A 23,523-nucleotide genomic window follows, 5' to 3' on the forward strand; every position below is an offset into this window, starting at 1 on the left:
GCGAACGCTCGTCGACCGTCGATAAAAAACGGGCGCCGCTCTTGCGAGTGGCGCCCGTTTTCGTTGCGGGTGTGGCCCGGTTATGGCCCGGTTACGGCGCAAAGCGCACCGGTTCGCCCGCCTGCTCGGTTGCGTAGGCCGTGAGCGCCGAAAAGAATTCGGTGCCCGAGCGCGTGTCGCGCCATTCGCCATCGAGGAAACGATAGTGGAAACCGCCCGCTTTCGCGGCGATCCAGATCTCGCTCATCGGCGGTTGCAGATTCACGATGATCTTCGTGCGGTTCTCGAATTCGAGCGTGAGAACGTTGCCGCTGCGCTCGAGTTCGATGTCGGCGTCGGCTTCGTCGACGGCCCGCTCGACGGCCGTCAGCACGGCCTCCGCGCGGCTCAGGTAGTCACTGTCTGGCATGCTAAACTCCACCGGTTAATCATTCAGGGACCATTATGCGTGTCATTTTCAGGATGCGCGCGGCAGCGCGCGGCGTCTCTTCGGCACGCCTCGAGACCTCCCGCGAAACGACTCGTCATGCATCGCCCCGCGCGATTCTAGCGGCTTTTGCCGTTGGCGCGATTGCCGTTTCGGCGCTCGCCGGTTGCGGTCAGCGCGGCCCGCTCTATATGCCGGCGGTGCCGCCCCTGCCCGCGAAGCCCAATTACGAGACCGCGCCGCAGCCCGCGTCGGGTGCCGAAGCCGCTTCGGAGCCCGTGGGTTCGGTGCCCGACACCACCGGCACGCCGCTCTCGCTTTCGCCGGACTCCGAACTGAATTCCGTGCCCGCCAGCAACGGCGCGGCGCAGCCCGCTTCCCAGCCTGCTACCGGCGCCACGCCAAACCCGTAAAACCCGCTCGCATGACCGATTCCGCTTCCTCCCACGCTTTTCATCGCGACCACGGCACGCTCTTCGTCGAAGGCGTGTCCGCCGCCGATCTCGCCGCCCAGTTCGGCACGCCGCTCTACGTCTACTCGCGCGCGGCGCTGAGCGCCGCGTGGCACGCCTACGCCGACGCCTGCGCGGGCCGCCGCGCCAAAGTGCACGTCGCGGTCAAGGCGAACAGCAACCTCGCCGTGCTCAACGTGTTCGCGCGCGAAGGCGCGGGCTTCGACATCGTCTCGGCGGGCGAACTCGCGCGCGTGCTCGCGGCCGGCGGCAAGGCGGCGGACGTGGTGTTCTCGGGCGTGGGCAAGACCGCGCGCGAAATGCGCGAGGCGCTCGAAGCGGGCGTGAAGTGCTTCAACGTCGAATCGATTCCCGAACTCGACCGCCTGAACGACGTGGCCGGCCAGCTCGGCATGCGCGCGCCGGTCTCGCTGCGCGTGAATCCGGACGTCGATCCGAAAACGCATCCGTACATTTCCACCGGCCTGAAGGCGAACAAGTTCGGCGTGGCGTTCGACGAAGCGCGCGCGACCTATCGCGCCGCCGCCGCGATGCCGCATCTCGAAGTAGTTGGCATCGACTGCCATATCGGCTCGCAGATCACCGAAATCTCGCCGTATCTCGACGCCATCGACAAGGTGCTCGAACTCGTCGACCAGATCGAAGCCGACGGCACGAGCATTCGCCATATCGACGTGGGCGGCGGACTCGGCATTCGCTACGACGACGAAACCCCGCCCGACATCGGCGAATTCGTGCGCACGGTGCTCGATCGTATCGACGCCCATAGCGCGAAAACGGGCAAGGCGCGCGAAGTGTATTTCGAGCCGGGCCGCTCGCTCGTCGGCAATGCGGGCCTGCTGCTCACGACCGTCGAATTCCTCAAGCCCGGCGCGGAGAAGAACTTCGCGATCGTGGACGCCGCGATGAACGACCTCGCGCGCCCCGCGATGTACGACGCGTATCACGCGATCGAGCCCGTGGCCGAGCGCGCCGCGCCCGCGCAGACCTACGACGTGGTCGGCCCCGTGTGCGAAAGCGGCGACTGGCTCGGCCGTGCGCGCACGCTCGCGATCGAAGCCGGCGACGTGCTCGCGATCCGCTCGGCGGGCGCCTATGGCTTCGTCATGAGCTCGAACTACAACACGCGCGCCCGCGCAGCCGAAATCCTGGTCGACGGCACGCGTGTGCACGTCGCGCGCGAACGCGAAGACGTCGCGCAACTGTTCGCGGGCGAGCGCGTGCTGCCGGACTGACCTGCCGCGCCCGATCGCGCAGTTTCACGCGCCAACAAAAAAAGCGACGCTCGATGCGTCGCTTTTTTATTGATCGGTGCGAATCCGGCTATGAATCCGGCGGTCATTCAAGCCGCGCTCGCCCGCCGCCGCGCCAGCCACCACATCGCGATCCGCCAGCCCAGCAGCGCCACCATGATCGCGCCATACAGCTTGGGCAGCGCGAGATCGTGCTTGCCCGACTTCATCCACCAGAAGTGCAGGATCGCGAGCACGCCCACCGCGTAGATCAGCCGGTGCAGCGTCTGCCAGCGGCGCCCGAGCCGGCGCACCATCGCGCGCGTGGAGGTGGCGGCGAGCGGAATCAGCAGCACGAAAGCCGCGAAGCCCACGGTGATGAATGGCCGCTTGCCCACGTCCTTGAGCATGGCCGCGACATCGAACCATTTGTCGAACCAGATGTAGGTCGTGAAGTGCAGCGCCGCGTAGAAGAACGCATACAGCCCGAGCATGCGGCGAAAGCGGATCAGCCAGTTCCAGCCCGTCACGCGCCGCAGCGGCGTGAGCGCGAGCGTGATGCAGAGGAACACGAGCGTCCAGAGGCCGGTCGAGCGCGTGATGAATTCGATCGGGTTCGCGCCCAGCCGGTCGGTGAAACCGAACAGCACGATACGCGCGAGCGGATACCACGCGGCCACGAACACCGCGACTTTCGCCCAGCGCAGCCAACCCGGCACGTTCGCCGCACTCGCGGCGCGGGCCGCGCCCGCCGCCGGTTTGGGCGTGCGCGCCGGGTTCGGCGCTTCCATCCTTCGCTCCATGTTTCGCTCCCTCGCGCGGCGCCTAGAAGTTCTTGCGCAGATCCATGCCCTGATACATCGACGCGACGAGATCGCCGTAGCCGTTGTACATGAGCGTCTTGCGCTTGGGCGTGAAAAAGCCGTCCTCGCCGATCCGCCGCTCGGTCGCCTGGCTCCAGCGCGGGTGATCGACATTCGGATTCACATTCGAAAAGAAACCGTACTCGTTGGGCGCGTACTTGTTCCAGCTCGTGGGCGGCTGGCTCGACAGAAAGCGGATCTTCACAAGCGACTTGGCGCTCTTGAAGCCGTACTTCCACGGCACCACCACGCGCACGGGCGCGCCGTTCTGGTTCGGCAGCACCTGCCCGTAAAGCCCCACGGTGAGCAGCGTGAGCGGGTTCATCGCCTCGTCCATGCGCAGGCCCTCGCTGTACGGCCAGTCGAGAATCGGCTCGGAGAGGCCCGGCATCTGCGAAGGGTCGGCGAGCGTCACGAACTGCACGTAGCGCGCATTGCCCGTGGGCTGCACGCGGCGGATCAGTTCGGAGAGCGAAATGCCGATCCACGGAATCACCATCGACCAGCCCTCCACGCAGCGGTGCCGGTACACGCGTTCTTCGAGCGGCGCGAGCTTGAGGATTTCGTCGATGTCGAACACCTTCGCGTTCTTCACCTCGCCTTCCACGCTGATCTTCCACGGGCGCGGCCGCAGCGTCTGCGCGTGCTGCGCGGGATCGCTCTTATCGGTGCCGAACTCGTAGAAGTTGTTGTAGGTCGTGATGTCCTTATAGGGCGTGATCTTGTCGAGCGCGACGAATTTGGGGTTGGTCCTGGCGGCGAGCTTCTGCGCCTTGGGGTCGCCCGGCGCGTATTCGGCCCACGCCCGGCTCGCCGCGAACGGCCCCGCCACGCCGCCGAGCGCGAGCGCGCCCGCCGCTTTCAGCACGCGCCGGCGTTGTTCGAACACCGTTTGCGGCGTGATTTCGCTTGCGGCGATGTCGTCGCCGTTGAGCAAGATCCGGTTGCTTCGTCTAACCCACATGCTGCTGCTCCTGCGTTTCGGGAAACGTCCTTATCCGGGCAAACACCGCGCACGCGCGAAGCTTCCCGGCACACGAAAAAAAACCGTCGGTGCACGAGGCATCCGACGGTTAGTTCGTTGCGCGGGCCGCGGCGGTTACACCCCGGCCGCAAATATCACGCCGTGCGCTTACAGCTTGCCGTAGCTGTGCAGCCCGGAGAGGAACATGTTCACGCCGAGGAACGCGAAGGTCGTGACGAGCAGGCCCGTGAGCGCCCACCACGCCGCCACGCCGCCGCGCAGGCCCTTCATGAGGCGCATGTGCAGCCACGCCGCGTAGTTGAGCCAGACGATCAGCGCCCACGTTTCCTTCGGGTCCCAGCTCCAGTAGCCGCCCCACGCCTGCGCGGCCCAGAGCGCGCCCAGAATGGTGGCGATGGTGAAGAACGCGAAACCCACGGCGATCGACTTGTACATGACGTCGTCGAGCACGTCGAGCGCGGGCAGGCGGTCCGCCAGCACGCCGCGCTCTTTCATCAGGTAGGCGACGCCCACCATGGCCGAAAGCGCGAAGCTGCCGTAGCCGATGAAGTTCGCGGGCACGTGGATCTTCATCCACCAGCTTTGCAGCGCGGGCACGAGCGGCTGGATCTGCTGCGCGTCGCGCGAAATCGAGTACCACATCAGGAAGCCCACGGCCGCGCTGATCACGAGCAGCACGAAGGCGCCGAGCGCACGCGTGTTGTAGTGCTTTTCGTAGTAGAGATAGAACAGCGCGGTGATCAGGCTGAACAGCACGAACACTTCGTAAAGGTTCGAGATGGGAATGTGGCCCACGTCCGCGCCGATCAGATACGACTCGTACCAGCGCACCATCAGGCCGACAAAGCCCATCAGCACCGCCGCCCACGTGAGCTTCGAGCCGATCGAGGCGCCCGTTTCCGAGCGCGAGAGCAGGCCGATCCAGTAGAACAGCGTGGCGAGCACGAACAGCGCGCTCATCCACAGAATGGCCGACTGGCTGGAGAGGAAGTACTTGAGGAAGAACGCCTGGTCGGCACGGGCGAGATCGCCCTGGTAGATCTGGATCGCGCCGATCGAGAGCACGGCGATACCGGCCATCAGGAGGCGCGCGGGCTTCCAGCGCCAGCCGAGCACGACGAGCGCCGGCACCGTGCCGCACAGCACCAGCTTGTCGTAGTAATTCATGTGCGCGTGGTAGCGCGAGAGCGCGAAACCCGCGCCCGCCACCAGCGCCAGCGCGAACAGCCAGTCGAGCGCCGTGAGGCGGCGCAGGAAGGGGCGTTCGTCAAACAGGGCGTCGTGCAGATCGGCGGCAGCCGAGGCGTCGCGCGGCGCGGCGGCGCGGTCTGCGCGGCGGGCTTTCGCGGTGGAGGAAACCTGAGTCAAGTCCATGGGCGTTCCGGTGTCGATCGGAGGTTATTCATCAACGCGCGCACGGCGGTCGTGCGCGCGGATCGAGTGAGGATCAAGGCGCACGGTGCGTACCGTTGCCATCGTTTTGCCCTTCATGCTCGTTGGGGGTGTCGTGCGCCCCGGCAGCGCCGGCGGACCCGGCCGCCGCGCCCAGCGCGCGACCGACCGTCTCGCGGGTGCGGGCGAATTCCTTCTCGAAGTCGAGGGTACGGCGGGCGGTCGACATGGCCATGATGACGTCGACGCCGTGGCTCTCTGCGCCGGAACCGCTCCGGTCCTTCAGCCAGAACCACAGGCGCCGCTCACGCACGTAGAACATCGAGAAGATGCCGAGCACGAGCAACAGGCTGCCAAGATACACGACTTTCTTGCCCGGCGCGCGCGTCAACTGAAATACCGAAGCTTGCACCTGCTTGAATGAATCGAGCTGTAGATAGACGGGCGCGCCGTACAGAAAGCTGTCCGAAATGGCGTTGATGGAGTCCTGCACGAAGCGCGCGGCGTCGGTGTCGGGCTTGAGATCGGGTTCGCCGGCCTGCTCGCGCGCGATCTGCCAGAGATCCCACGTCGCGCCTTCGAGCATGCGCAGCAACAGGCCAGCGGCCTTTTCCTGCTGATCCTTCGGCACCGATTTGTCGATGAACGCCGCCACCGCCTGGAAGCCGCCGAGCGAATTGGTCGCGCCCTTCGTGACCGGGCTGGGCTGCGAGGGATCGGTGCCCGAGAACAGCGTCAGCACGCGCTGGGCGCTGTCTTCGAGATGCTGCTGGAGATCGCGGTTCGAATCGGGGACGGAGCGCGCCGCGAAGCGCTTCGCGGCCTGCGCGCGCAGCGACGGATCTTCGAACGCCGCGCGCAGCAGCATCCACTCCTTGGGCGTGCCGCCCGCGTCGGCGGGAATGCGCAGGTAGCGGAACGGATCGTCGGGATTCTCGCGCATGCCCGCGAGGAACATGCGGTCGCCGCCGCCCACGTCCACCGGCAGCATGTAGTTGTTGTACTCGCGCGCCTGGCCGTCCTTGTCGCGCACCTTGTATTGCACCGAAGGCCCGACATTGTGCAGATCGAGCGGCTTCGCGCTTTTCGCGCCCGAACCGAGCCGTTCGTCGAACGCTTCCTTGAGCGTCTGATGCGCAACGCCGCGCACGTCGTTCGCACCGCTGCCGTTCGAGATATTTTCCACGTTGATGGCGCGGAAATCGGCGAACTCGATGGTCTGGCCGTCCATGCCGGGCACGCGCTGGCCCGCGGGCGCGGCGAGCGGCGCCGAATTGCCGATCGTGCCGCCGAACGCGAAGCTCTTCGCGTTCGCGCCGCTCATGGGCCACGCGGTCATCGACATCTGCGAGCCGCCGTCCTGGAAGCTCGACTGGTAGATGGAGACGCCGTCGTATTCGAACGGCTCGTTCACCTCGATGCGCGCGGGAATGCGCTTGCCGGTTTGGTGGTCGATCACGACGATGTCGCTCGCGAACAGCTTGGGCATGCCCGTCGAGTAATAGTCGACGATGAACTTGTTGAGCTGGATCGAGAACGGCAGGTCCTGGATCAGCGAGCCGTCGGGCTGATTGAGGATGGCGGTGGAGACGAACTGGCCTTCGGGCACCCACGCGTAGCCGCGGAAGGTGGGATTCGACTGCGACAGCCGATGCTCGGGCGCGATGTCGTTGATGACGGCGTTGCTGCGAATGGGCGTCTTGTCGAACAGCCACATCTGGAATTTGATCGGCAGATTGCTGTCGAGCAAGCCACCGATGCAGATCACCACGATCGCGAGGTGCGCGAAGATGTAGCCGATTTTGGTGAGCGCGCCGCGCTTGGCCGCGATCAGCGTCGCGCCTTCGCTTTCGCGCACCACGAAGCGGTAGCCGAGGCGCGCCGAGAGCTTGCCGAGCGTGGCGGCCGTGGCGGCGCGCGTCGTGCCCTCGAGCGCGAATTCGCCCTTGTGATGGAACGCGCGCAGGCTGCCTTCGCGAACCTTGTCCTTCCAGCTCTTCATGTCCGCGATCATCTTCGGCCCGTTGCGGATCACGCACAGCGAGATCGACACCACGAGAAAGCCGAGGATGGTCATGAACCACCACGCGCTGTAGACCGTGTAGAGGCTCAGCGAGCGGAAGATGTCGGCCCAGAACGGCCCGAACTGATTGACGTAGTTGGGATACGGGTCGTCCTGCGTGAGCACCGTCCCGATGATGCTGGCGATCGCCAGCACGACGAGCAGCGAGATCGCGAAGCGCATCGAACTGATCAGCTCGACGGCGCTCTTCACCGCCCTCTGGCGAACCTTCAACTCCAAACCCTGCGTGGTGACGCTCATTCAAACTCCACTATTCGCCGCATGACGCTGCTGCGTGCGCGTGATTATCGCTGCTGGACGTGTCAAATCCGATGTCGATGTCGATGTCGATCGCGAAACCGATGCCGCGCCGGGATTGCCGCGCCACAGCAAAAAAGGGTGCAGGCCCGCCGCCGGAAACGCGACGCCCTCACCCTTTTTGTTGTTGTTCGACCAGCCGCCGCGCGGTGTTGCTGTCGCGCCGCCCGCGTTCAGTGCAAGCCGGCGGCGTAGTCGGCGACGGCCTTGATCTCGTCGTCGGAAAGCCGGTGCGCGATCATGCGCATCGGGTCGTTGTTGTTGCGCGTGCCCTGCTGGAAAGCGTTGAGCTGCGCGACGATGTACTCCGACCACTGCCCCGAAAGGCGCGGATACTGGATCGGAATGCCTTGCCCCGTGGGTCCGTGGCACGCGGCACACGCCGGCACGCCCTTGTCGGCCACGCCCGCGCGCCAGATCGTCTGGCCAAGCGCCACGGTTTTCGCGTCGTGCGCGTAGCCGGGCTTGGGTTGCTGCGAGGCGAACCACGCCGCCACATTGATCATATCCTGATCGGACAGCGCGGCCGCGAAGCCCGCCATGACCGGATTGGCGCGCGCGGCGGGCTTGCCGCCGGGCTGGGGCTTGAAGTCCTTGAGTTCTTTAACGAGATACGCGGCGTGCTGGCCGGCGAGCTTGGGATACGCGCCGCCCGTGCTGTTGCCGTCGGCCGCGTGGCACGCGGCGCACACCTGCGCGGCAATCGCTTGCCCGCGCGCGAGGTCGGGTTTGGCCGGCGTTCCCTGATCCGCCGCTCTCGCGCCTCCCGCCATCGTGACTACACCTGCTGTCAGACCTGCCGCTATCGCAATCTCGAGTACCTTCAAGGACTTGCCCAGTCGATTCATTCGCGCACCTTGTTTCGTCTTGTGGGAATCAGGTTCTGCAATGGACGACAACGACGGCACTGCCCGAAAGGCCCGCGCTGGCCTAACCGGTATTCAGTAAACCGTCGCATTGTACAATAGCGCGCACGGCGCTACGGCGCCAGTCGGGCCTCTCCCCGATATCCCAGAATCCACCCCGGCCGCTTCCGGGCCCGGCGAGCCAGTCGCCTCGCTGTTTCATACTGTGGTCGTATCCGATGGCCTTCCTGCTGCACCAAGCCCGCTTCTTCACGACGGTCAACCATTTGCGCGATCTGCCCGCCACGGCGCGGCCCGAGGTCGCGTTCGCCGGCCGCTCGAACGCGGGTAAATCGACGGCCATCAACCTGCTGTGCAACCAGAAGCGTCTCGCGTTCGCCTCGAAAACGCCGGGCCGCACGCAGCACATCAACTACTTCTCGGTCGGTCCCGAAGACGAGCCGGCCGGTTACCTCGTCGACCTGCCGGGCTACGGTTACGCCGAAGTGCCGGAAGCCGCCAAGGCGCACTGGGAGCAACTGCTCTCGCTGTATCTGCAGTCGCGCGCGCAGCTCGCCGGGCTGATCCTGATGATGGATGCGCGCCGTCCGTTCACCGAACTCGACCGCCGCATGGTGGAGTGGTTCGGATCGACGGGCAAGCCGATCCACGCGCTGCTCACGAAATGCGACAAATTGACGCGTCAGGAGTGCGTGCTGTCGCTGCGCACGGCCAACAAGGCGTTCGACGAATACCGCAAGGCCGGTTACGAAGGGAAGCTGAGCGCGCAGCTCTTCTCGGCGCTCAAGCGGGTTGGGCTGGACGAGGCGCATGCGGTGATCGAAAGCTGGATCGCGCCGAAGGCCACGGCTGGCGAAGCCGGGCAAGCCGCCGAATAAGCGCCTGCCAGGGCGGGGATCGCCATGATCGCCGCCACCGCCGCCATCCCTCATAGCGCTGGATTCGCCGCGCCTCGCGCTTTCGATTGCGCTCGATTCCGGCGCACGGCGCGAAGCCAATCCGTAAGTTTTACGCTTATGTGCGCCAGCGCACATAACGCCCCTCGCTTCCGCCCGGATGGCTCGTAAAACGCATGCCCGGCGCATAGACCGAGGGCTTTGTCGCGCCCAGAAAAAAACCCGCCGCGATTTGCCGGCGGGTTAAACAGCCTTATCGAAAAACGACAGGCACCCGCTCAGGGAGGAGAAGCGGGGAGTCTGGCGCCAGGCGCCTCGCTCGATCGGTATGATATACCATTGTCCTGAAAAGTTTCCTGGCCCCAAAGGGCGCTTCACCGCCTCTGATATTCGCCGATATGAGCTTCTATCCGCATCATCGTCCGCGCCGTATGCGCCGCGACGACTTCTCGCGCCGCCTGATGCGCGAAAACCTCCTCACCACCAACGACCTGATCTATCCCGTGTTCGTCACGGACGGTCAAAACGTGCGCGAAGCCGTGCCGTCCATGCCGGGCGTGGAGCGCGTCTCCATCGACCTGCTGATGGGCGTGGCCGAGCAGTGCGTCGAGCTGGGCGTGCCCGTGCTCTCGCTGTTTCCCGTGGTCGATCCGGCGCTCAAGACGCCCGACGGCATCGAGGCGACCAACCCCGACGGCGTGATTCCGCGCGCCGTGCGTGAGCTGAAAAAGCGCTTCCCCGAACTCGGCGTGCTGTGCGACGTCGCGCTCGATCCGTACACGAGCCACGGCCAGGACGGCGTGCTCGACGAAAACGGCTACGTCATCAACGACGAAACCATCGAGATTCTGGTGGCGCAGGCGCGCACCCAGGCCGAAGCGGGCGTCGATATCATCGCGCCTTCGGACATGATGGACGGCCGCATCGGCGCGCTGCGCGAGATGCTCGAGAGCGAGAACCACATCCATACGCGCATCATGGCGTACTCGGCCAAGTACGCCTCGGCGTTCTACGGCCCGTTCCGCGACGCCGTGGGTTCGGCCACGAACCTGGGCAAGAGCAACAAGATGACGTACCAGATGGACCCGGCCAACAGCGACGAAGCGCTGCGCGAGACGCGCCTCGACATCGAGGAAGGCGCCGACATGGTGATGGTCAAGCCGGGCATGCCGTACCTCGACATCCTGCGCCGCGTGAAGGACGAGTTCCGCTTCCCGACCTATGTCTACCAGGTGAGCGGCGAATACGCGATGATCAAGGCCGCCGCGCAAAACGGCTGGATCGATCACGACAAGGTGATGATGGAGTCGCTGCTCGCGTTCAAACGCGCGGGCGCCGACGGCATCCTGACCTATTTCGCGCTCGACGCCGCGCGGATCCTGCGCGCGCAGAAGTAAGTTTCTGCGCGTTTAGCGCAAGCGAAAAAGGCACGTCGAGCGACGTGCCTTTTTGTTTTTTGCCGATGCCGAACGCGCGAACGCTATCGCGCTGGACCGCGGTCAGGACTGCGGCGCCGCCGCCGACGCGGCGGATGTCACGTTGTCGAGCCGCGCGAGAAAGCGCTCGGCGTTCTCGTAGCCCACCACGCGCAGCACTTCGTGGCCCTTCGTATCGAAAAAGATGATGCCCGGCGGCCCGAACAGACCGAAACGCTTGAGCAGCGCCTGGTCGTTGGTATCGTTCGCGGTGACATCGGCGCGCAGCAGGCCTAGCTGCTTGAGACGCGCCTGCACGCGCGGGTCGCTGAAGGTGAACTTCTCCATTTCCTTGCAGCTCACGCACCAGTCGGCATAGAAGTCGAGCATCGCGGGCTGGCCGACCGTATGGGCCGAAGCGAGCGCCGCGTCCAGTTGCGCCGGCGAGCGCACGGGCGCGAAGCTCAGGTCGCTTGCGGTGTTCGCTTGCGCACCCGCGGTCGAGGCATCGGCCGCGCCCGGGCCGCTCACGCGCGCAGCCAGCACGCCCAGCGGGCGCAGCGGATCGCTCGACCCCGCCGCAAGGCCGACGATCAGCGTGGCGGCCCAGATCGCGAACGCCGCGCCAAGGCCGCGCCCGAGCCGGCGCCAGACGTTCGAAACGCCCGCGCCCGGCGTGAACAGGCCGAGCGCCGCGGCGGCCAGCAGCAGCCAGAGCGCCGCGAGCAGCATCTGCGCGGTCGCGCCGAGCACGGGCCAGACGATCCACAGCGCGGCGGCCAGCAGCACGACGCCGAAGAACACCTTCACGCCGTCCATCCACACGCCCGCGCGGGGCAGCAGCGTGCCCGCGCCGAGGCCGAGAATCATCAGCGGCACGCCCAGCCCGATCCCCATCGCGAACAACGCCGCGCCGCCGAGCACGGCATTGCCCGTGTGCGCGATGAAGGCGAGCACCGCGAACAGCGGCGCGGTCATGCAGGCGCCCACCACGAGCGCCGAAAGCGCACCCATGAGCGCGACGGCCAGGAACTTGCCGCCCGAACGGCCTTGCGAAGCCCGCGAGGCGCCGTCCTGCCAGCGCTGCGGCAACGCGAGGTCGTAGCCCGCGATCAGCGTGAGCGCGAAGGCGGTGAGCAGCACGGCGAACGCACCGAGCACCCAGGGATTCTGCAGCCACGCGCCCAGACTCTGGCCGACCAGCGCCGCGGCAATGCCGAGCACGGTGTAGACGAGCGCCATGCCGAGCACGTAGACGAACGAGAGCGAGAAGCCGCGCAGGCGCGTCACGCGCGCGCCCTCGCCGACGATGATCGCCGAAAGGATCGGGATCATCGGGTACGAACACGGCAGCAGACTCAGCACCATGCCCGCAACGAAGTACAGACCGACCACGGCGAAGAAGCCGCCACCTTGCAGCAGCGACTGTGCGTAGTCGGCGCTGGTGGCGCGCTCGTACCACGGTTGATCGCTAGTGTTCGGCGCGGCTTGCGCCGCAGGCGCGGGCGCTTGCGTAGGGGCTTGCGATGCCGATGCCGGCGTCTGCGCGGATGTCTGCGTGGGCGCGCCTTGCGCCGCAGCTTTCGGCACCGCGCTCTGCCCGCCCGCAGCGGCCTGCAATGCCGCACCGCTCACGTGATAGACGTGCTGCGCGGGCGGATAGCAGATGCCCGCATCGGCACAACCCTGCGACGTGACGGCCAGATCGAACGGCCCGCTCGACTTCGCCACCGGCACGCGGATCGTCAGTTCCTTGCGATAGGTCTCGACGTTCTTGTTGAAGGTCGGATCGAACTTCACGTGGCCCGGCGGGATCTGCGCATCGCCGAGCGTGGCCGCGCCGTTTTGCGCCTCGAACGCGAAGCGCTCGCGGTACATGTAGTAGCCGTCCGCGATCTTGAAGTGCACGTCGACCATGCCCGGCTCTTCGCTCGCGCTGAACGTGAATGCCTGGTCGGGGGGCAGAAAGTCGGTGTCGTCGGCGCGCGCGGCGGGGGCGCCGAGCAGCATCGTCAACGTGCAGCACAGGAGCACGAGGAAACCGCAAAGCGAAGCATACGGCGCGGCACACGCGCGCCGATCGAAACGATTAGACATGGAGGGGACGCTGAGTCTCGGCATGAACCCACTGTCCGTAGGCGTGCGACGCCGTGACTTGCCACGAGAGGATCTCGGGGGTTTCGTAGGGATGCTCGGTCTGGATGAACTGTTCGAGCTCGGCCGCGCGGGCGAGGCTCGTCTTGAAGAGAAGCTGCACTTCTTCGCCGGATTCGATCTTGCCCTGCCAGTGATACTGCGAGTGCACCGCGCCCATGCGCGTCACGCACGCGGCCAGGCGCTGCGCGAGCGCACCGGAGGCGAGCTTCTCGGCGGCGTCTTCGTCGGGCGCCGTGGTCAGGATCAAGGTCACACTCGGGATCACACTCGGGATCACACTCGGGGTCACATTGAGGGTCACGGCGAACTCCGGCAGAGCGCCCGCGCGCAAGGCACGTGCGCGGCTTCGAGGCAGAACGTTATCGTACCACCCGGGCGCAGGATGCCTGCTCCCGCGCACCATGGAGGCCAACACGCCCGCGCGCGTTTTCATCCGCGCAAAAAACAAAAAAGCCAGGCTAGGCCTGGCTTTTTCGCATGTCGCGCGATCCGGGGACCGCGGCGACGGAAAGCTTATTCCGCTTCCTGGATGTTCTCTTCCGTGACTTCCGGACGGTCGAGCAGTTCGACCAGTGCCATCGGTGCGTTGTCGCCAACACGGAAACCGAACTTCAGGATACGCAGGTAGCCGCCCGGACGGTTCGCGAAACGCGGACCGAGCACGTCGAACAGCTTCGTGACCGAGTCACGATCGCGCAGGCGGTTGAACGCCAGACGACGGTTTGCCAGCGAGGGCTTCTTGCCGAGCGTGATGAGGGGCTCGACAACCTTACGGAGTTCCTTCGCCTTCGGCAGCGTCGTCTTGATGACTTCGTGCTCGATGAGCGAGTTGGACATGTTACGGAGCATTGCCAGACGGTGGCTGCTCGTGCGGTTCAGTTTCCGCAGACCATGACGGTGACGCATTTCAATTTCCTTGAAACAAAGTTTTGGTCCAGCTCTTCTATCGCTTCACAACAACGTGAGGCACGGGCCGGTACGTGAAAAAGGCAAGACGCGGATTCTAAAGGAAAATCCGCGCCCGTGCCACATTACTTTTACTTGTCGAGACCAGCCGGCGGCCAGTTTTCGAGCTTCATGCCGAGCGTGAGACCGCGGGAAGCGAGCACTTCCTTGATCTCGTTGAGCGACTTGCGACCCAGGTTCGGGGTCTTGAGCAACTCGTTCTCGGTGCGCTGGATCAGATCGCCGATGTAGTAGATGTTCTCGGCCTTCAGGCAGTTCGCCGAGCGAACCGTGAGTTCGAGATCGTCCACCGGACGCAGCAGGATCGGATCGATCTGCGGTGCGCGCGACGGCGCTTCCGCGGCCGTTTCCGTGCCTTCCAGTGCAGCGAACACCGACAGCTGATCCACGAGGATGCGCGCCGACTGGCGGATCGCTTCCTCAGGCGAGATCACGCCGTTGGTTTCGATGTTCATCACGAGCTTGTCGAGGTCGGTACGCTGTTCGACACGCGCGCTTTCCACGGCGTAGCTCACGCGGCGAACCGGCGAGAACGACGCGTCCAGCACGATACGGCCGATGATCTTGGCCGACTCGTCGCCGTAACGGCGCACGTTGCCCGGCACGTAGCCGCGGCCCTTCTCGATCTTGATCTGAACGTCGAGCTTGCCGCCCTTCGTCAGATGCGCAACCACGTGTTCCGGGTTGATGACTTCGCAGTCGTGCGAGAGTTCGATGTCGCCGGCGGTGACGACGCCTTCGCCTTCCTTGCGCAGCGTAACCGTCACTTCGTCACGGTTATGCAGCTTGAACACCACGCCCTTCAGGTTCAGCAGCAGGTTGACCACATCCTCTTGCACACCGTCGAGCGTCGAATATTCATGCACGACGCCTGCGATCGTCACTTCGGTCGGCGCGTAGCCGATCATGGACGACAGCAGAACGCGCCGAAGCGCGTTACCCAAGGTATGGCCATAACCGCGTTCGAACGGCTCCATGACCACTTTCGCGTGGTTGTCGCCGAGCGATTCCACAGCGATGATCTTGGGTTTCAACAAACTGGTTTGCATAGGTTTTCCTTTTCAATACCCTCGGCTCGTTACACCGATAAGGCTGAGATGGCCACAACCTGAAAAAAACAGCCGAGGCCACCTCCTGCGCGAAGCACAGAGGCTACCCCGGCCGTCAATCCGATTAGCGCGAATACAATTCGACGATCAGGCTTTCGTTGATGTCGCCAGCGATGTCGCTGCGCTCAGGCATGCCCTTGAACGTGCCTTCGAACTTCTTCGCGTCGACCGCGACCCAACCCGGCATGCCGCCTTGCTCTGCCAGCGAGAGGGCTTCGACGATACGCGCCTGCTTCTTCGCCTTTTCGCGAATCGCGACGACGTCGCCTGCCTTCACTTGCATCGACGGAACGTTCGACACGACGCCGTTCAGCGTGAGAGCCTTGTGGCTCACGAGCTGACGCGCTTCAGCGCGGGTCGATGCGAAGCCCATGCGGTACACGACGTTGTCGAGACGCGATTCGAGCAGTTGCAGCAGGTTTTCGCCGGTGTTGCCCTTGCGACGGTCCGCTTCCGCGAAGTAGCGGCGGAACTGACGCTCGAGCACGCCGTAGATACGCTTCACTTTTTGCTTTTCGCGAAGCTGCGTGCCGTAGTCGGACGTGCGGGCGCCCGAGGTGCGGCCGTGCTGACCCGGCTTGCTGTCGAGCTTGCACTTGTCGGCGAGCGAGCGGCGTGCGCTCTTCAGGAAGAGGTCGGTGCCTTCACGGCGGGACAGCTTGGCCTTCGGGCCGATATAACGTGCCACGTTGCTTTCCTTCGATAATTGATCACGCAAGACTAGGGCGTGAGCCCCGGTTTCGCGCTAGTCCGGTCCTTTGAACCGAACGGTGGGCTTAGTCAATTCAATAACGCCGAGAGCCTGGGACGCCGTTACCGGCGGCTCAGGCGTTCGGCAATCGCGACGCCTTAGATACGGCGGCGCTTCGGCGGACGGCAGCCGTTGTGCGGGACCGGCGTCACGTCGGAGATCGCGGTGATCTTGATGCCAAGACCATGCAGCGCGCGCACCGCCGACTCACGGCCAGGACCGGGGCCCTTGATCCGCACTTCGAGGTTCTTCACGCCGTATTCCATCGCCACGCGACCAGCCGATTCGGCTGCGACCTGAGCTGCGAACGGGGTCGACTTACGCGAACCCTTGAAGCCCTGACCGCCCGACGTTGCCCAGGCAAGTGCATTGCCTTGACGATCGGTGATCGTGATGATGGTGTTGTTGAACGACGCGTGAACGTGAACCACGCCCTCGGCGACGTTCTTCTTGACCTTCTTGCGAACGCGTTGCGCCGCGGAGTTGTTCGAAGCCTTAGCCATTACGTTTTCCTGTAACTGTCAGATCCGCTTACTTCTTCAGCGACTGTGCTGCGCGGCGCGGACCCTTGCGCGTACGTGCGTTGGTGCGCGTACGTTGGCCACGCAGGGGCAGGCCCTTGCGATGGCGGACGCCACGGTAGCAGCCGAGGTCCATCAGGCGCTTGATGTTCATCGTCACTTCACGGCGCAGATCGCCTTCGACGACAAACTTGCCCACTTCCTCACGCAGCTTTTCCAGATCCGCGTCGTCAAGGTCTTTGACCTTCTTGTTGAACGGCACACCGGCGGACACGCAGATGTTGCGCGAACGCGTGCGGCCAACACCGAAAATTGCCGTCAGGCCGATTTCAGTGTGCTGGTGGTTCGGGATGTTAACCCCTGCGATACGAGCCATTGTTTTTCCTCAAACAAAAAGCGCAAGCGCGCTAATCAGCCTTGACGCTGCTTGTGGCGCGGGTCCGAGCTGCAGATCACGCGAACGACGCCGTTGCGCTTGATGATTTTGCAGTTACGGCAAATGCGCTTTACCGATGCCATCACTTTCATGATATTACCCTTTTTCCTAAATCACTTCGCCCGGAACACGATCCGCGCACGCGACAGATCGTAAGGCGTCAACTCAACCGTCACCTTGTCGCCCGGAAGGATACGGATGTAGTGCATCCGCATCTTCCCGGAAATATGCCCCAGAACGACATGGCCGTTTTCCAGCTTCACGCGGAAGGTTGCGTTGGGGAGGTTTTCGATTACCTCGCCTTGCATCTGGATTACATCGTCTTTGGCCATAGGTCCTTTCAACGCATCGGGACTCCGCCGCCCTTGAAGTTGGCCTTCTTGAGCAGCGATTCATATTGTTGCGACATTACGTACGACTGCACCTGCGCCATGAAGTCCATTGTGACGACGACAATGATCAGCAGCGACGTTCCACCAAAATAAAACGGCACGTTCCAGCGCAGCACCAGGAACTCCGGCAGCAGACAGACAAACACGATATAGATCGCACCGGCCAGCGTCAGACGCGTGAGGATGCGGTCGATATAGCGAGCCGTCTGATCGCCCGGGCGGATGCCAGGGACGAACGCGCCACTCTTTTTCAGGTTGTCGGCCGTCTCTCTGCTGTTGAACACCAGCGCGGTGTAGAAGAAGCAGAAGAACACGATCGCCAACGCGTACAACAACACGTACACGGGTTGGCCGGGCTTGAGTGCTTCAGCCACGTTGTGCAGCGTGTCCGCGAACCAGCCGGTCCGCGACCCCGAACTGAACCAGTTCAGGATGGTTGCCGGGAACAGGATGATCGACGACGCGAAGATCGGCGGAATCACGCCCGACATGTTCAGCTTGAGCGGCAGGTGCGACGACTGCCCGCCGTAAATCTTGTTACCGACCTGACGCTTCGCATAGTTCACGAGGATCTTGCGCTGGCCGCGTTCGATGAACACCACCAGGTACGTCACGGCAGCAATCAGCACCACGATGATGATCGCCGAGACGGGGCCCATCGAGCCGGTGCGAACCAGTTCGAACAGACCGCCGATCGCATTCGGGAAACCCGCTGCGATCCCGCCGAAGATGATGATCGAGATACCGTTGCCAAGCCCGCGTTCCGTGATCTGCTCACCGAGCCACATCAGGAACATCGTGCCCGTTACGAGCGTCACAACCGTCGTCAGACGAAACACCATACCCGGATCGATCACGAGAGCCGGCTGGTTTTCCAGCGCGACCGCGATGCCGAACGCCTGAAACGTCGCCAGCACCACCGTGAAGATCCGCGTGTACTGCGTGATCTTGCGTTGTCCGGCTTGCCCTTCCTTCTTCAGCGCTTCCAGCTGCGGCGAGACGATCGCCATCAGCTGCAGGATGATCGACGCCGAGATATACGGCATGACACCCAGCGCGAAGATCGTGAACCGAGACAGTGCGCCACCCGAGAACATGTTGAACATGCCAAGGATGCCACCCGACTGGCTCTGAAAGAGCTTCGCCAGTTGGTCGGGGTCGATACCCGGAACCGGAATGTGCGCGCCGATGCGATAAACGACCAGCGCCAGCAGCAGGAACACTGCACGCCGACGCAGGTCGCCGAACTTCGGTGCGCTGCGACCGGTTTTTGCGAGACTCGGGCTGTTAGCCAAGTAGCTTCTCCGATGCAGATGCTAGTGACGGCGGGCAAGCCCGCGCGCACCACTCACAATCACTCGGCAAAAGAACCGCCTGCTGCTTCGATCGCAGCACGCGCATTCTTCGTCGCACCCAGACCCTTGACGACGACCTTGCGCTTGATCTCGCCGGTAGCGATGATCTTTGCGCTGCGGGTCAGTTCGCCAACGAGGCCTGCCTGCTTGAGAGCCAACAGATCGACTTCGTCGACCGGCAGCTTCTCGATGTCGGCGAGGCGCACTTCACCCACGAATTCCTTCGTGAGCGACGTGAAGCCACGCTTCGGCAGACGACGTTGCAGCGGCATTTGACCGCCTTCGAAGCCAACCTTGTGGAAGCCGCCCGAACGCGATTTCTGACCCTTGTGACCACGGCCAGCGGTCTTGCCGAGGCCGGAGCCGATGCCGCGACCGACGCGACGCTTTGCGTGCTTCGCGCCTTCTGCCGGCTTCAGGTTATTCAATTCCATTTTCAACTCCTGGAGTCTTTGGTCGACCGCTTAGCCGATGACCTTAACGAGGTACGAGACCTTGTTGATCATGCCGCGCACAGCCGGCGTGTCCTGCAGCTCGGAAACCGAGTTCAGGCGACGCAGGCCGAGACCGCGCACCGTGGCGCGGTGCGTTTCGCGGGTCCCAATCAGGCTCTTGACGAGCTGAACCTTGACAGTTTTTTCAGACATGGTTCCCACCCTTAGCCCAGAATGTCTTCGACGGACTTGCCGCGCTTCGCCGCGATGTCAGCCGGGGTCGACTGCTTGCGCAGACCGTCCAGCGTGGCGCGAACGAGGTTGTACGGGTTCGTCGAACCGTGGCTCTTGGCCACCACGTTCTGCACGCCCATCACGTCGAACACTGCGCGCATCGGGCCGCCGGCGATCACGCCCGTACCTGCCTTCGCCGGAGCGAGGAGGACGACCGATGCGCCATGCTTGCCGTGCACTTCGTGTTGCAGGGTGCCGTTCTTCAGGGGCACCTTGAACATGTTGCGACGCGCTTGTTCCATTGCCTTCTGGACGGCAACCGGAACTTCCTTCGACTTGCCCTTGCCCATACCGACGCGGCCATCACCGTCGCCAACCACGGTCAGTGCGGCGAAGCCGAGAATACGGCCACCCTTCACGACCTTGGTCACGCGATTGACCGAAATCATCTTTTCGCGAAGGCCGTCGTCGCGTTCGTCAGCCTGAACTTTCGCTTGCATCTTTGCCATGACGAATTCCTTCCTTAGAACTTGAGCCCGGCTTCGCGCGCAGCATCAGCCAGCGCCTTGACGCGGCCGTGATAGCGGAACCCCGAGCGGTCAAAGGCGACGGATTCGATGCCGGCGGCCTTGGCCTTTTCAGCAATACGCTTACCGATCAGCGAAGCGGCGGCAACGTTGCCACCCTTGCCCGACTGGTCAGCCAGTTGCGCACGCACTTCAGCTTCGAGCGTCGACGCGCTGGCGAGCACCTTGGTGCCGCAGGGCGAGAACACTTGCGCGTAGATGTGCGTGTTCGTGCGATGCACGGCCAGACGCGCGACCTGCAGCTCAGCGATCTTGATACGCGTTTGACGAGCGCGGCGCAGGCGAGATTGAGTCTTATCCATGATTGCGCACCCTTACTTCTTCTTCGTTTCTTTGAGGATCACGACCTCGTCGGAATAGCGCACGCCCTTGCCCTTGTAGGGCTCCGGCGGACGATAGCCGCGCACTTCTGCTGCGGTCTGTCCGACTTTCTGCTTGTCGATCCCCTTGATCACGATTTCCGTTTGCGACGGGGTTTCAGCCTTGACGCCTTCCGGCATCTGGTGCACCACGGGGTGCGAGAAACCCAGCGACAGGTTCAGCTTGTCGCCTTGCGCTTGAGCACGGTAACCAACGCCAACCAGCGTCAGCTTGCGCTCAAAACCCTTCGTCACGCCTTGCACCATGTTCGCAACGATCGCGCGCATCGTGCCCGACATCGCATTGGCTTCGCGGCTGTCGTCCGTCGGCTCGAACTTCAGCGAGCCGTTGTCGTTGACGACCTTCACGAGGCGGTTTGCAGCTTGCGAAATCGTACCCAGCGCGCCCTTGACGGTAATCTTCTCGTCGCTGAGCGTCGCTTCTGCGCCTTGCAGCGCGACCGGGCTCTTACCTACTCGAGACATGTTTCTTCTCCTTAGGTCTTAAGCGACGTAGCAGATAACTTCGCCGCCGACGCCAGTTGCGCGCGCCTTGCGGTCCGTCATCACACCCTTGGGCGTCGACACGATCGCAACGCCGAGGCCATTCATGACCTGCGGGATGTCGTTACGGCCGCGGTACACGCGCAGACCCGGCTTCGAAACGCGTTCGATGCGCTCGATAACGGGACGGCCAGCGTAGTACTTCAACGCGATGTTCAATTCCGACTTCGCACCTTCGGTTTTCACCGCGAAGTCGTCGATATAACCTTCGTCCTTCAGAACCTGCGCAATCGCAATCTTCACTTTCGACGAGGGCATAGCAACCGAAACTTTCTCGACCATCTGCGCATTGCGGATGCGAGTCAGCATATCGGCGATAGGATCACTCATGCTCATTTATGTTTCTCCTATTACCAGCTCGCCTTGGTGATGCCAGGGATCTCACCACGGAACGCGATTTCACGAATCTTGTTACGTGCGAGACCGAATTTGCGGAACGTACCACGCGGACGACCCGTGATCGCGCAGCGGTTACGCTTGCGGGTCGGGTTCGAGTTGCGCGGCAGTTGTTGCAGTTCGAGGCGAGCTGCGTAACGCTCTTCTTCCGACTTGCTTTGGTCGTCGATGATCGCCTTCAGCGATGCGCGCTTCGGCGCAAATTTCGCTGCCAGACGAGCGCGCTTCTTTTCACGTTCGATCAGTGCCAGTTTAGCCACGGTAACCTCAGTTTCTGAACGGGAACTTGAAGCTGGCGAGCAGTGCCTTCGCTTCTTCGTCGGTCTTCGCAGTCGTCGTGATGCTGATGTTCAGCCCACGCAGCGCGTCGATCTTGTCGTAGTCGATTTCGGGGAAAATGATCTGCTCTTTCACACCGATGTTGTAGTTACCACGGCCGTCGAACGCCTTGCCCGACACGCCACGGAAGTCGCGCACGCGGGGGAGCGCAACCGTCACGAAACGGTCCAGGAATTCGTACATGGCATTGCCACGCAGCGTGACCATCGTGCCGATGGGGTAGCCTTCACGAATCTTGAAGCCCGCGATTGCCTTGCGCGACTTCGTGATGACGGGCTTTTGGCCAGCAATCTTCGTGAGGTCGCCAACGGCGTGCTCGAGGACCTTCTTGTCGGCGACGGCTTCACCCACACCCATATTCAGGGTGATCTTGGTGAGGCGCGGCACTTCCATGATCGACTTGTAACCGAACTTCTCGATCAGGCCAGGAACGACCTTCTCTTTATAAAATTCTTGCAAACGTGCCATTTTTTACTCCGCAGCGTCAGGCGCTCAGAACAGCACCGGTCGTCTTCAGGAAACGAACTTTCTTGTCCCCTTCGACCTTGATGCCCACGCGCGACGGCTTGCCGTTCGCGTCGACCAGTGCGACGTTCGAGATAGCCAGCGGCATTGCCTTGGCTTCCACGCCACCCGTCGTACCCTTCATCGGGTTCGGCTTCACATGCTTCTTAGCGATGTTGATGCCTTCGACAGTGACGCGCTCTTCGCCCACAGCCAGCACGACGCCGCGCTTGCCCTTGTCTTTGCCAGTGACGACGATGACTTCGTCACCCTTGCGAATCTTGTTCATCGCGACTCCTTACAGCACTTCCGGCGCAAGCGAAACGATCTTCATGAATCGTTCGCTACGCAGCTCACGCGTCACCGGCCCGAAAATGCGGGTGCCGATCGGCTCAAGCTTGGTATTCAAAAGCACGGCGGCGTTGCCATCGAACTTGATCAGCGAGCCGTCTTGACGGCGCACGCCCTTCGCAGTGCGAACCACAACAGCGTTGTAGATTTCGCCCTTTTTCACGCGCCCACGCGGCGTTGCTTCCTTGACGCTCACCTTGATGATGTCGCCAATGCTGGCATAACGACGCTTCGAGCCGCCGAGCACCTTGATGCACATGACTTCACGCGCACCCGTGTTGTCGGCTACTTCAAGCCGAGTTTCGGTCTGGATCATGGTTTATCTTTCCCAACTTAATCCGGTTGCGCCACCATGGCACATCCGGTCAGTCTTGGTCCCGTCAGCCGCGCCGCCACTAGAACGACCGCTCAGCTGCTTGGGTTAGAACAGCAGCGACGGCAAACGAAACCGGCCATCGCATTCCGGTGAAACTTGCAGATCCGGACTGGCGCCCGAACCACCTCCCTCACTACTTTTGCCCGCTGCTTTGCCAACAACGCGCCCATAAAGAGGGAAGACCAAGACTATAACTCGATAATCTTGGTCTCGCAAGCGAAATCTTCAGCGATTTCAACAACTTCTCACCCCGGAGAATGGCTCCCCGGGGTGTTGCTACCTTGCAACTGCGCTTTTAGATCACGCGAGCCGCTTCGAGCAGCTTCGACACGGTCCAGGCCTTCGTCTTCGAGAGAGGACGCGTTTCCTGGATTTCAACGAGGTCACCCTCGTTGTACGTGTTCGCTTCGTCGTGAGCGTGGTACTTCTTCGACTGCACGACGTACTTGCCGTAGATCGGGTGCTTGACGCGGCGCTCGACCAGGACGGTGACCGTCTTGTCCATCTTGTTGCTGACGACCTTGCCGACCAGCGTCCGCTTAAGCGAGGTTTTCACGCTTTCGTTCATTTCTGGTTCGCCTTCTGAGTCAGGACGGTCCGCACACGTGCGATGTCGCGACGAACCTTCTTCAGCTGGCTCGTGTTCGTGAGCTGCTGGGTCGCGAGTTGCATGCGCAGGCCGAATTGCGCCTTCAAGAGGTCCGACAGCTCTTTGTCGAGCGCGGCCTTGTCTTTCTGAAGAAGTTCAGATGCCTTCATCGAT

The 23,523-nt window shown here is 63.2% G+C and carries 32 protein-coding genes and 1 pseudogene; 4 read left to right on the forward strand and 29 right to left on the reverse strand.

What is annotated here, in order from left to right; translation table 11 throughout:
* Positions 1-91: 91 nt before the first annotated feature.
* Positions 92-409 (reverse strand): iron donor protein CyaY, encoded by a 318-nt coding sequence (cyaY, locus tag FAZ98_RS12745; RefSeq protein ID WP_158951550.1) that lies wholly within the window; start codon positions 407-409, stop codon positions 92-94.
* 53 nt (positions 410-462) lie between these two features.
* On the opposite strand from cyaY, the pseudogene FAZ98_RS36035 reads away from it, so the two are divergent.
* Positions 463-594, forward strand: a pseudogene (locus FAZ98_RS36035) (hypothetical protein); the annotation flags it as partial.
* Between the two features lie 59 nt (positions 595-653).
* On the opposite strand, the gene FAZ98_RS36040 reads toward FAZ98_RS36035, so the two are convergent.
* A complete protein-coding gene (locus FAZ98_RS36040) occupies positions 654-827 on the reverse strand; it encodes a hypothetical protein (protein ID WP_325072391.1) in 174 nt (57 codons plus the stop codon).
* A gap of 24 nt (positions 828-851) precedes the next feature.
* Between FAZ98_RS36040 and lysA the strand changes: the two genes are divergently transcribed.
* Positions 852-2,135 carry a diaminopimelate decarboxylase gene (gene lysA, locus FAZ98_RS12755; protein ID WP_158951552.1) on the forward strand — a complete coding sequence of 428 codons (1,284 nt, stop codon included), beginning with the start codon at positions 852-854 and terminating at the stop codon, positions 2,133-2,135.
* A 107-nt stretch (positions 2,136-2,242) separates the two neighbouring features.
* Here the strand turns inward: lysA and msrQ are convergent, their stop codons facing one another.
* From msrQ to FAZ98_RS12780, 5 genes are all read right to left on the reverse strand, one after another.
* Positions 2,243-2,935, reverse strand: coding sequence for a protein-methionine-sulfoxide reductase heme-binding subunit MsrQ (msrQ, locus tag FAZ98_RS12760; RefSeq protein WP_158951553.1), 693 nt, complete (start codon positions 2,933-2,935; stop codon positions 2,243-2,245).
* Positions 2,936-2,957: 22 nt separating this feature from the next.
* Complete coding sequence (gene msrP / locus FAZ98_RS12765; RefSeq protein ID WP_158951554.1) at positions 2,958-3,959, reverse strand: protein-methionine-sulfoxide reductase catalytic subunit MsrP; 1,002 nt, start codon at positions 3,957-3,959, stop codon at positions 2,958-2,960.
* Positions 3,960-4,127: 168 nt separating this feature from the next.
* Positions 4,128-5,354 (reverse strand): c-type cytochrome biogenesis protein CcsB, encoded by a 1,227-nt coding sequence (gene ccsB, locus FAZ98_RS12770; RefSeq protein ID WP_158951555.1) that lies wholly within the window; start codon positions 5,352-5,354, stop codon positions 4,128-4,130.
* Positions 5,355-5,427: 73 nt separating this feature from the next.
* Positions 5,428-7,695 (reverse strand): cytochrome c biogenesis protein ResB, encoded by a 2,268-nt coding sequence (locus tag FAZ98_RS12775; RefSeq protein WP_158951556.1) that lies wholly within the window; start codon positions 7,693-7,695, stop codon positions 5,428-5,430.
* A gap of 230 nt (positions 7,696-7,925) precedes the next feature.
* Positions 7,926-8,600 carry a c-type cytochrome gene (locus tag FAZ98_RS12780; protein WP_158951557.1) on the reverse strand — a complete coding sequence of 225 codons (675 nt, stop codon included), beginning with the start codon at positions 8,598-8,600 and terminating at the stop codon, positions 7,926-7,928.
* 236 nt (positions 8,601-8,836) lie between these two features.
* Between FAZ98_RS12780 and yihA the strand changes: the two genes are divergently transcribed.
* Both yihA and hemB read left to right on the forward strand, forming a co-directional pair.
* Positions 8,837-9,496 carry a ribosome biogenesis GTP-binding protein YihA/YsxC gene (gene yihA / locus FAZ98_RS12785; RefSeq protein ID WP_158951558.1) on the forward strand — a complete coding sequence of 220 codons (660 nt, stop codon included), beginning with the start codon at positions 8,837-8,839 and terminating at the stop codon, positions 9,494-9,496.
* Positions 9,497-9,912: 416 nt separating this feature from the next.
* Positions 9,913-10,911: a porphobilinogen synthase gene (gene hemB, locus FAZ98_RS12790; RefSeq protein ID WP_158951559.1), complete on the forward strand. Its 999-nt coding sequence runs from the start codon at positions 9,913-9,915 to the stop codon at positions 10,909-10,911.
* A gap of 102 nt (positions 10,912-11,013) precedes the next feature.
* Here hemB and dsbD read toward each other — a convergent pair whose 3' ends face one another.
* From dsbD to rpmC, 22 genes are all read right to left on the reverse strand, one after another.
* Complete coding sequence (dsbD, locus tag FAZ98_RS12795; protein WP_158951560.1) at positions 11,014-13,026, reverse strand: protein-disulfide reductase DsbD; 2,013 nt, start codon at positions 13,024-13,026, stop codon at positions 11,014-11,016.
* Positions 13,019-13,387, reverse strand: a complete 369-nt coding sequence (gene cutA / locus FAZ98_RS12800; protein WP_407672009.1) for a divalent-cation tolerance protein CutA — start codon at positions 13,385-13,387, stop codon at positions 13,019-13,021. The genes dsbD and cutA overlap by 8 nt, the downstream gene beginning before the upstream one ends.
* A 212-nt stretch (positions 13,388-13,599) precedes the next feature.
* Entirely contained in the window at positions 13,600-13,992 is a 393-nt protein-coding gene (gene rplQ, locus FAZ98_RS12805) for a 50S ribosomal protein L17 (RefSeq protein WP_027819334.1), read from the reverse strand.
* 131 nt (positions 13,993-14,123) lie between these two features.
* Entirely contained in the window at positions 14,124-15,101 is a 978-nt protein-coding gene (locus tag FAZ98_RS12810; protein WP_158951561.1) for a DNA-directed RNA polymerase subunit alpha, read from the reverse strand.
* Positions 15,102-15,225: 124 nt separating this feature from the next.
* On the reverse strand, positions 15,226-15,849 hold the full coding sequence (gene rpsD / locus FAZ98_RS12815; protein WP_158951562.1) for a 30S ribosomal protein S4: 624 nt from the start codon (positions 15,847-15,849) through the stop codon (positions 15,226-15,228).
* A gap of 161 nt (positions 15,850-16,010) precedes the next feature.
* Positions 16,011-16,415, reverse strand: a complete 405-nt coding sequence (gene rpsK / locus FAZ98_RS12820; RefSeq protein WP_006052224.1) for a 30S ribosomal protein S11 — start codon at positions 16,413-16,415, stop codon at positions 16,011-16,013.
* Positions 16,416-16,443: 28 nt separating this feature from the next.
* Positions 16,444-16,809, reverse strand: a complete 366-nt coding sequence (gene rpsM / locus FAZ98_RS12825; protein WP_158951563.1) for a 30S ribosomal protein S13 — start codon at positions 16,807-16,809, stop codon at positions 16,444-16,446.
* Between the two features lie 35 nt (positions 16,810-16,844).
* Entirely contained in the window at positions 16,845-16,961 is a 117-nt protein-coding gene (rpmJ, locus tag FAZ98_RS12830) for a 50S ribosomal protein L36 (protein ID WP_027819338.1), read from the reverse strand.
* Between the two features lie 21 nt (positions 16,962-16,982).
* Positions 16,983-17,201 carry a translation initiation factor IF-1 gene (gene infA / locus FAZ98_RS12835; RefSeq protein ID WP_004521905.1) on the reverse strand — a complete coding sequence of 73 codons (219 nt, stop codon included), beginning with the start codon at positions 17,199-17,201 and terminating at the stop codon, positions 16,983-16,985.
* An 8-nt stretch (positions 17,202-17,209) separates the two neighbouring features.
* A complete protein-coding gene (gene secY / locus FAZ98_RS12840) occupies positions 17,210-18,556 on the reverse strand; it encodes a preprotein translocase subunit SecY (protein ID WP_158951564.1) in 1,347 nt (448 codons plus the stop codon).
* Between the two features lie 59 nt (positions 18,557-18,615).
* A complete protein-coding gene (gene rplO, locus FAZ98_RS12845; RefSeq protein WP_158951565.1) occupies positions 18,616-19,050 on the reverse strand; it encodes a 50S ribosomal protein L15 in 435 nt (144 codons plus the stop codon).
* 30 nt (positions 19,051-19,080) lie between these two features.
* Complete coding sequence (gene rpmD / locus FAZ98_RS12850; RefSeq protein ID WP_010106952.1) at positions 19,081-19,263, reverse strand: 50S ribosomal protein L30; 183 nt, start codon at positions 19,261-19,263, stop codon at positions 19,081-19,083.
* A gap of 11 nt (positions 19,264-19,274) precedes the next feature.
* Positions 19,275-19,793, reverse strand: coding sequence for a 30S ribosomal protein S5 (gene rpsE, locus FAZ98_RS12855; RefSeq protein WP_028206522.1), 519 nt, complete (start codon positions 19,791-19,793; stop codon positions 19,275-19,277).
* Positions 19,794-19,807: 14 nt separating this feature from the next.
* On the reverse strand, positions 19,808-20,173 hold the full coding sequence (rplR, locus tag FAZ98_RS12860; protein ID WP_158951566.1) for a 50S ribosomal protein L18: 366 nt from the start codon (positions 20,171-20,173) through the stop codon (positions 19,808-19,810).
* Positions 20,174-20,185: 12 nt separating this feature from the next.
* Positions 20,186-20,716, reverse strand: coding sequence for a 50S ribosomal protein L6 (rplF, locus tag FAZ98_RS12865; RefSeq protein WP_158951567.1), 531 nt, complete (start codon positions 20,714-20,716; stop codon positions 20,186-20,188).
* An 18-nt stretch (positions 20,717-20,734) separates the two neighbouring features.
* A complete protein-coding gene (gene rpsH / locus FAZ98_RS12870) occupies positions 20,735-21,130 on the reverse strand; it encodes a 30S ribosomal protein S8 (protein ID WP_027819345.1) in 396 nt (131 codons plus the stop codon).
* Between the two features lie 14 nt (positions 21,131-21,144).
* The gene (gene rpsN, locus FAZ98_RS12875) at positions 21,145-21,450 is read right to left on the reverse strand and encodes a 30S ribosomal protein S14 (RefSeq protein ID WP_028206520.1); all 306 of its coding nucleotides are present in this window, start codon (positions 21,448-21,450) and stop codon (positions 21,145-21,147) included.
* 7 nt (positions 21,451-21,457) lie between these two features.
* Complete coding sequence (gene rplE, locus FAZ98_RS12880) at positions 21,458-21,997, reverse strand: 50S ribosomal protein L5 (protein ID WP_158951568.1); 540 nt, start codon at positions 21,995-21,997, stop codon at positions 21,458-21,460.
* Positions 21,998-22,013: 16 nt separating this feature from the next.
* Complete coding sequence (rplX, locus tag FAZ98_RS12885) at positions 22,014-22,322, reverse strand: 50S ribosomal protein L24 (RefSeq protein ID WP_158951569.1); 309 nt, start codon at positions 22,320-22,322, stop codon at positions 22,014-22,016.
* Positions 22,323-22,331: 9 nt separating this feature from the next.
* Positions 22,332-22,700, reverse strand: a complete 369-nt coding sequence (gene rplN, locus FAZ98_RS12890; protein ID WP_028213345.1) for a 50S ribosomal protein L14 — start codon at positions 22,698-22,700, stop codon at positions 22,332-22,334.
* Between the two features lie 355 nt (positions 22,701-23,055).
* A complete protein-coding gene (rpsQ, locus tag FAZ98_RS12895; RefSeq protein ID WP_158951570.1) occupies positions 23,056-23,328 on the reverse strand; it encodes a 30S ribosomal protein S17 in 273 nt (90 codons plus the stop codon).
* Entirely contained in the window at positions 23,325-23,519 is a 195-nt protein-coding gene (gene rpmC, locus FAZ98_RS12900) for a 50S ribosomal protein L29 (protein WP_028206515.1), read from the reverse strand. The genes rpsQ and rpmC overlap by 4 nt, the downstream gene beginning before the upstream one ends.
* Positions 23,520-23,523 lie beyond the last annotated feature (4 nt).

The organism is Paraburkholderia acidisoli (assembly GCF_009789675.1).
Lineage (GTDB): Bacteria > Pseudomonadota > Gammaproteobacteria > Burkholderiales > Burkholderiaceae > Paraburkholderia > Paraburkholderia acidisoli.

Bases quoted from the DNA above. Each gene is read 5' to 3' on its own strand.
- cyaY (WP_158951550.1), bottom strand. From the start codon at position 409: ATGCCAGACAGTGACTACCTGAGCCGCGCGGAGGCCGTGCTGACGGCC.
- lysA (WP_158951552.1), top strand. From the start codon at position 852: ATGACCGATTCCGCTTCCTCCCACGCTTTTCATCGCGACCACGGCACG.
- msrQ (WP_158951553.1), bottom strand. From the start codon at position 2,935: ATGGAGCGAAGGATGGAAGCGCCGAACCCGGCGCGCACGCCCAAACCG.
- msrP (WP_158951554.1), bottom strand. From the start codon at position 3,959: ATGTGGGTTAGACGAAGCAACCGGATCTTGCTCAACGGCGACGACATC.
- ccsB (WP_158951555.1), bottom strand. From the start codon at position 5,354: ATGGACTTGACTCAGGTTTCCTCCACCGCGAAAGCCCGCCGCGCAGAC.
- FAZ98_RS12775 (WP_158951556.1), bottom strand. From the start codon at position 7,695: ATGAGCGTCACCACGCAGGGTTTGGAGTTGAAGGTTCGCCAGAGGGCG.
- FAZ98_RS12780 (WP_158951557.1), bottom strand. From the start codon at position 8,600: ATGAATCGACTGGGCAAGTCCTTGAAGGTACTCGAGATTGCGATAGCG.
- yihA (WP_158951558.1), top strand. From the start codon at position 8,837: ATGGCCTTCCTGCTGCACCAAGCCCGCTTCTTCACGACGGTCAACCAT.
- hemB (WP_158951559.1), top strand. From the start codon at position 9,913: ATGAGCTTCTATCCGCATCATCGTCCGCGCCGTATGCGCCGCGACGAC.
- dsbD (WP_158951560.1), bottom strand. From the start codon at position 13,026: ATGTCTAATCGTTTCGATCGGCGCGCGTGTGCCGCGCCGTATGCTTCG.
- rplQ (WP_027819334.1), bottom strand. From the start codon at position 13,992: ATGCGTCACCGTCATGGTCTGCGGAAACTGAACCGCACGAGCAGCCAC.
- FAZ98_RS12810 (WP_158951561.1), bottom strand. From the start codon at position 15,101: ATGCAAACCAGTTTGTTGAAACCCAAGATCATCGCTGTGGAATCGCTC.
- rpsK (WP_006052224.1), bottom strand. From the start codon at position 16,415: ATGGCTAAGGCTTCGAACAACTCCGCGGCGCAACGCGTTCGCAAGAAG.
- rpsM (WP_158951563.1), bottom strand. From the start codon at position 16,809: ATGGCTCGTATCGCAGGGGTTAACATCCCGAACCACCAGCACACTGAA.
- rpmJ (WP_027819338.1), bottom strand. From the start codon at position 16,961: ATGAAAGTGATGGCATCGGTAAAGCGCATTTGCCGTAACTGCAAAATC.
- infA (WP_004521905.1), bottom strand. From the start codon at position 17,201: ATGGCCAAAGACGATGTAATCCAGATGCAAGGCGAGGTAATCGAAAAC.
- rplO (WP_158951565.1), bottom strand. From the start codon at position 19,050: ATGGAATTGAATAACCTGAAGCCGGCAGAAGGCGCGAAGCACGCAAAG.
- rpmD (WP_010106952.1), bottom strand. From the start codon at position 19,263: ATGTCTGAAAAAACTGTCAAGGTTCAGCTCGTCAAGAGCCTGATTGGG.
- rpsE (WP_028206522.1), bottom strand. From the start codon at position 19,793: ATGGCAAAGATGCAAGCGAAAGTTCAGGCTGACGAACGCGACGACGGC.
- rplR (WP_158951566.1), bottom strand. From the start codon at position 20,173: ATGGATAAGACTCAATCTCGCCTGCGCCGCGCTCGTCAAACGCGTATC.
- rplF (WP_158951567.1), bottom strand. From the start codon at position 20,716: ATGTCTCGAGTAGGTAAGAGCCCGGTCGCGCTGCAAGGCGCAGAAGCG.
- rpsH (WP_027819345.1), bottom strand. From the start codon at position 21,130: ATGAGCATGAGTGATCCTATCGCCGATATGCTGACTCGCATCCGCAAT.
- rplE (WP_158951568.1), bottom strand. From the start codon at position 21,997: ATGGCACGTTTGCAAGAATTTTATAAAGAGAAGGTCGTTCCTGGCCTG.
- rplX (WP_158951569.1), bottom strand. From the start codon at position 22,322: ATGAACAAGATTCGCAAGGGTGACGAAGTCATCGTCGTCACTGGCAAA.
- rplN (WP_028213345.1), bottom strand. From the start codon at position 22,700: ATGATCCAGACCGAAACTCGGCTTGAAGTAGCCGACAACACGGGTGCG.
- rpsQ (WP_158951570.1), bottom strand. From the start codon at position 23,328: ATGAACGAAAGCGTGAAAACCTCGCTTAAGCGGACGCTGGTCGGCAAG.
- rpmC (WP_028206515.1), bottom strand. From the start codon at position 23,519: ATGAAGGCATCTGAACTTCTTCAGAAAGACAAGGCCGCGCTCGACAAA.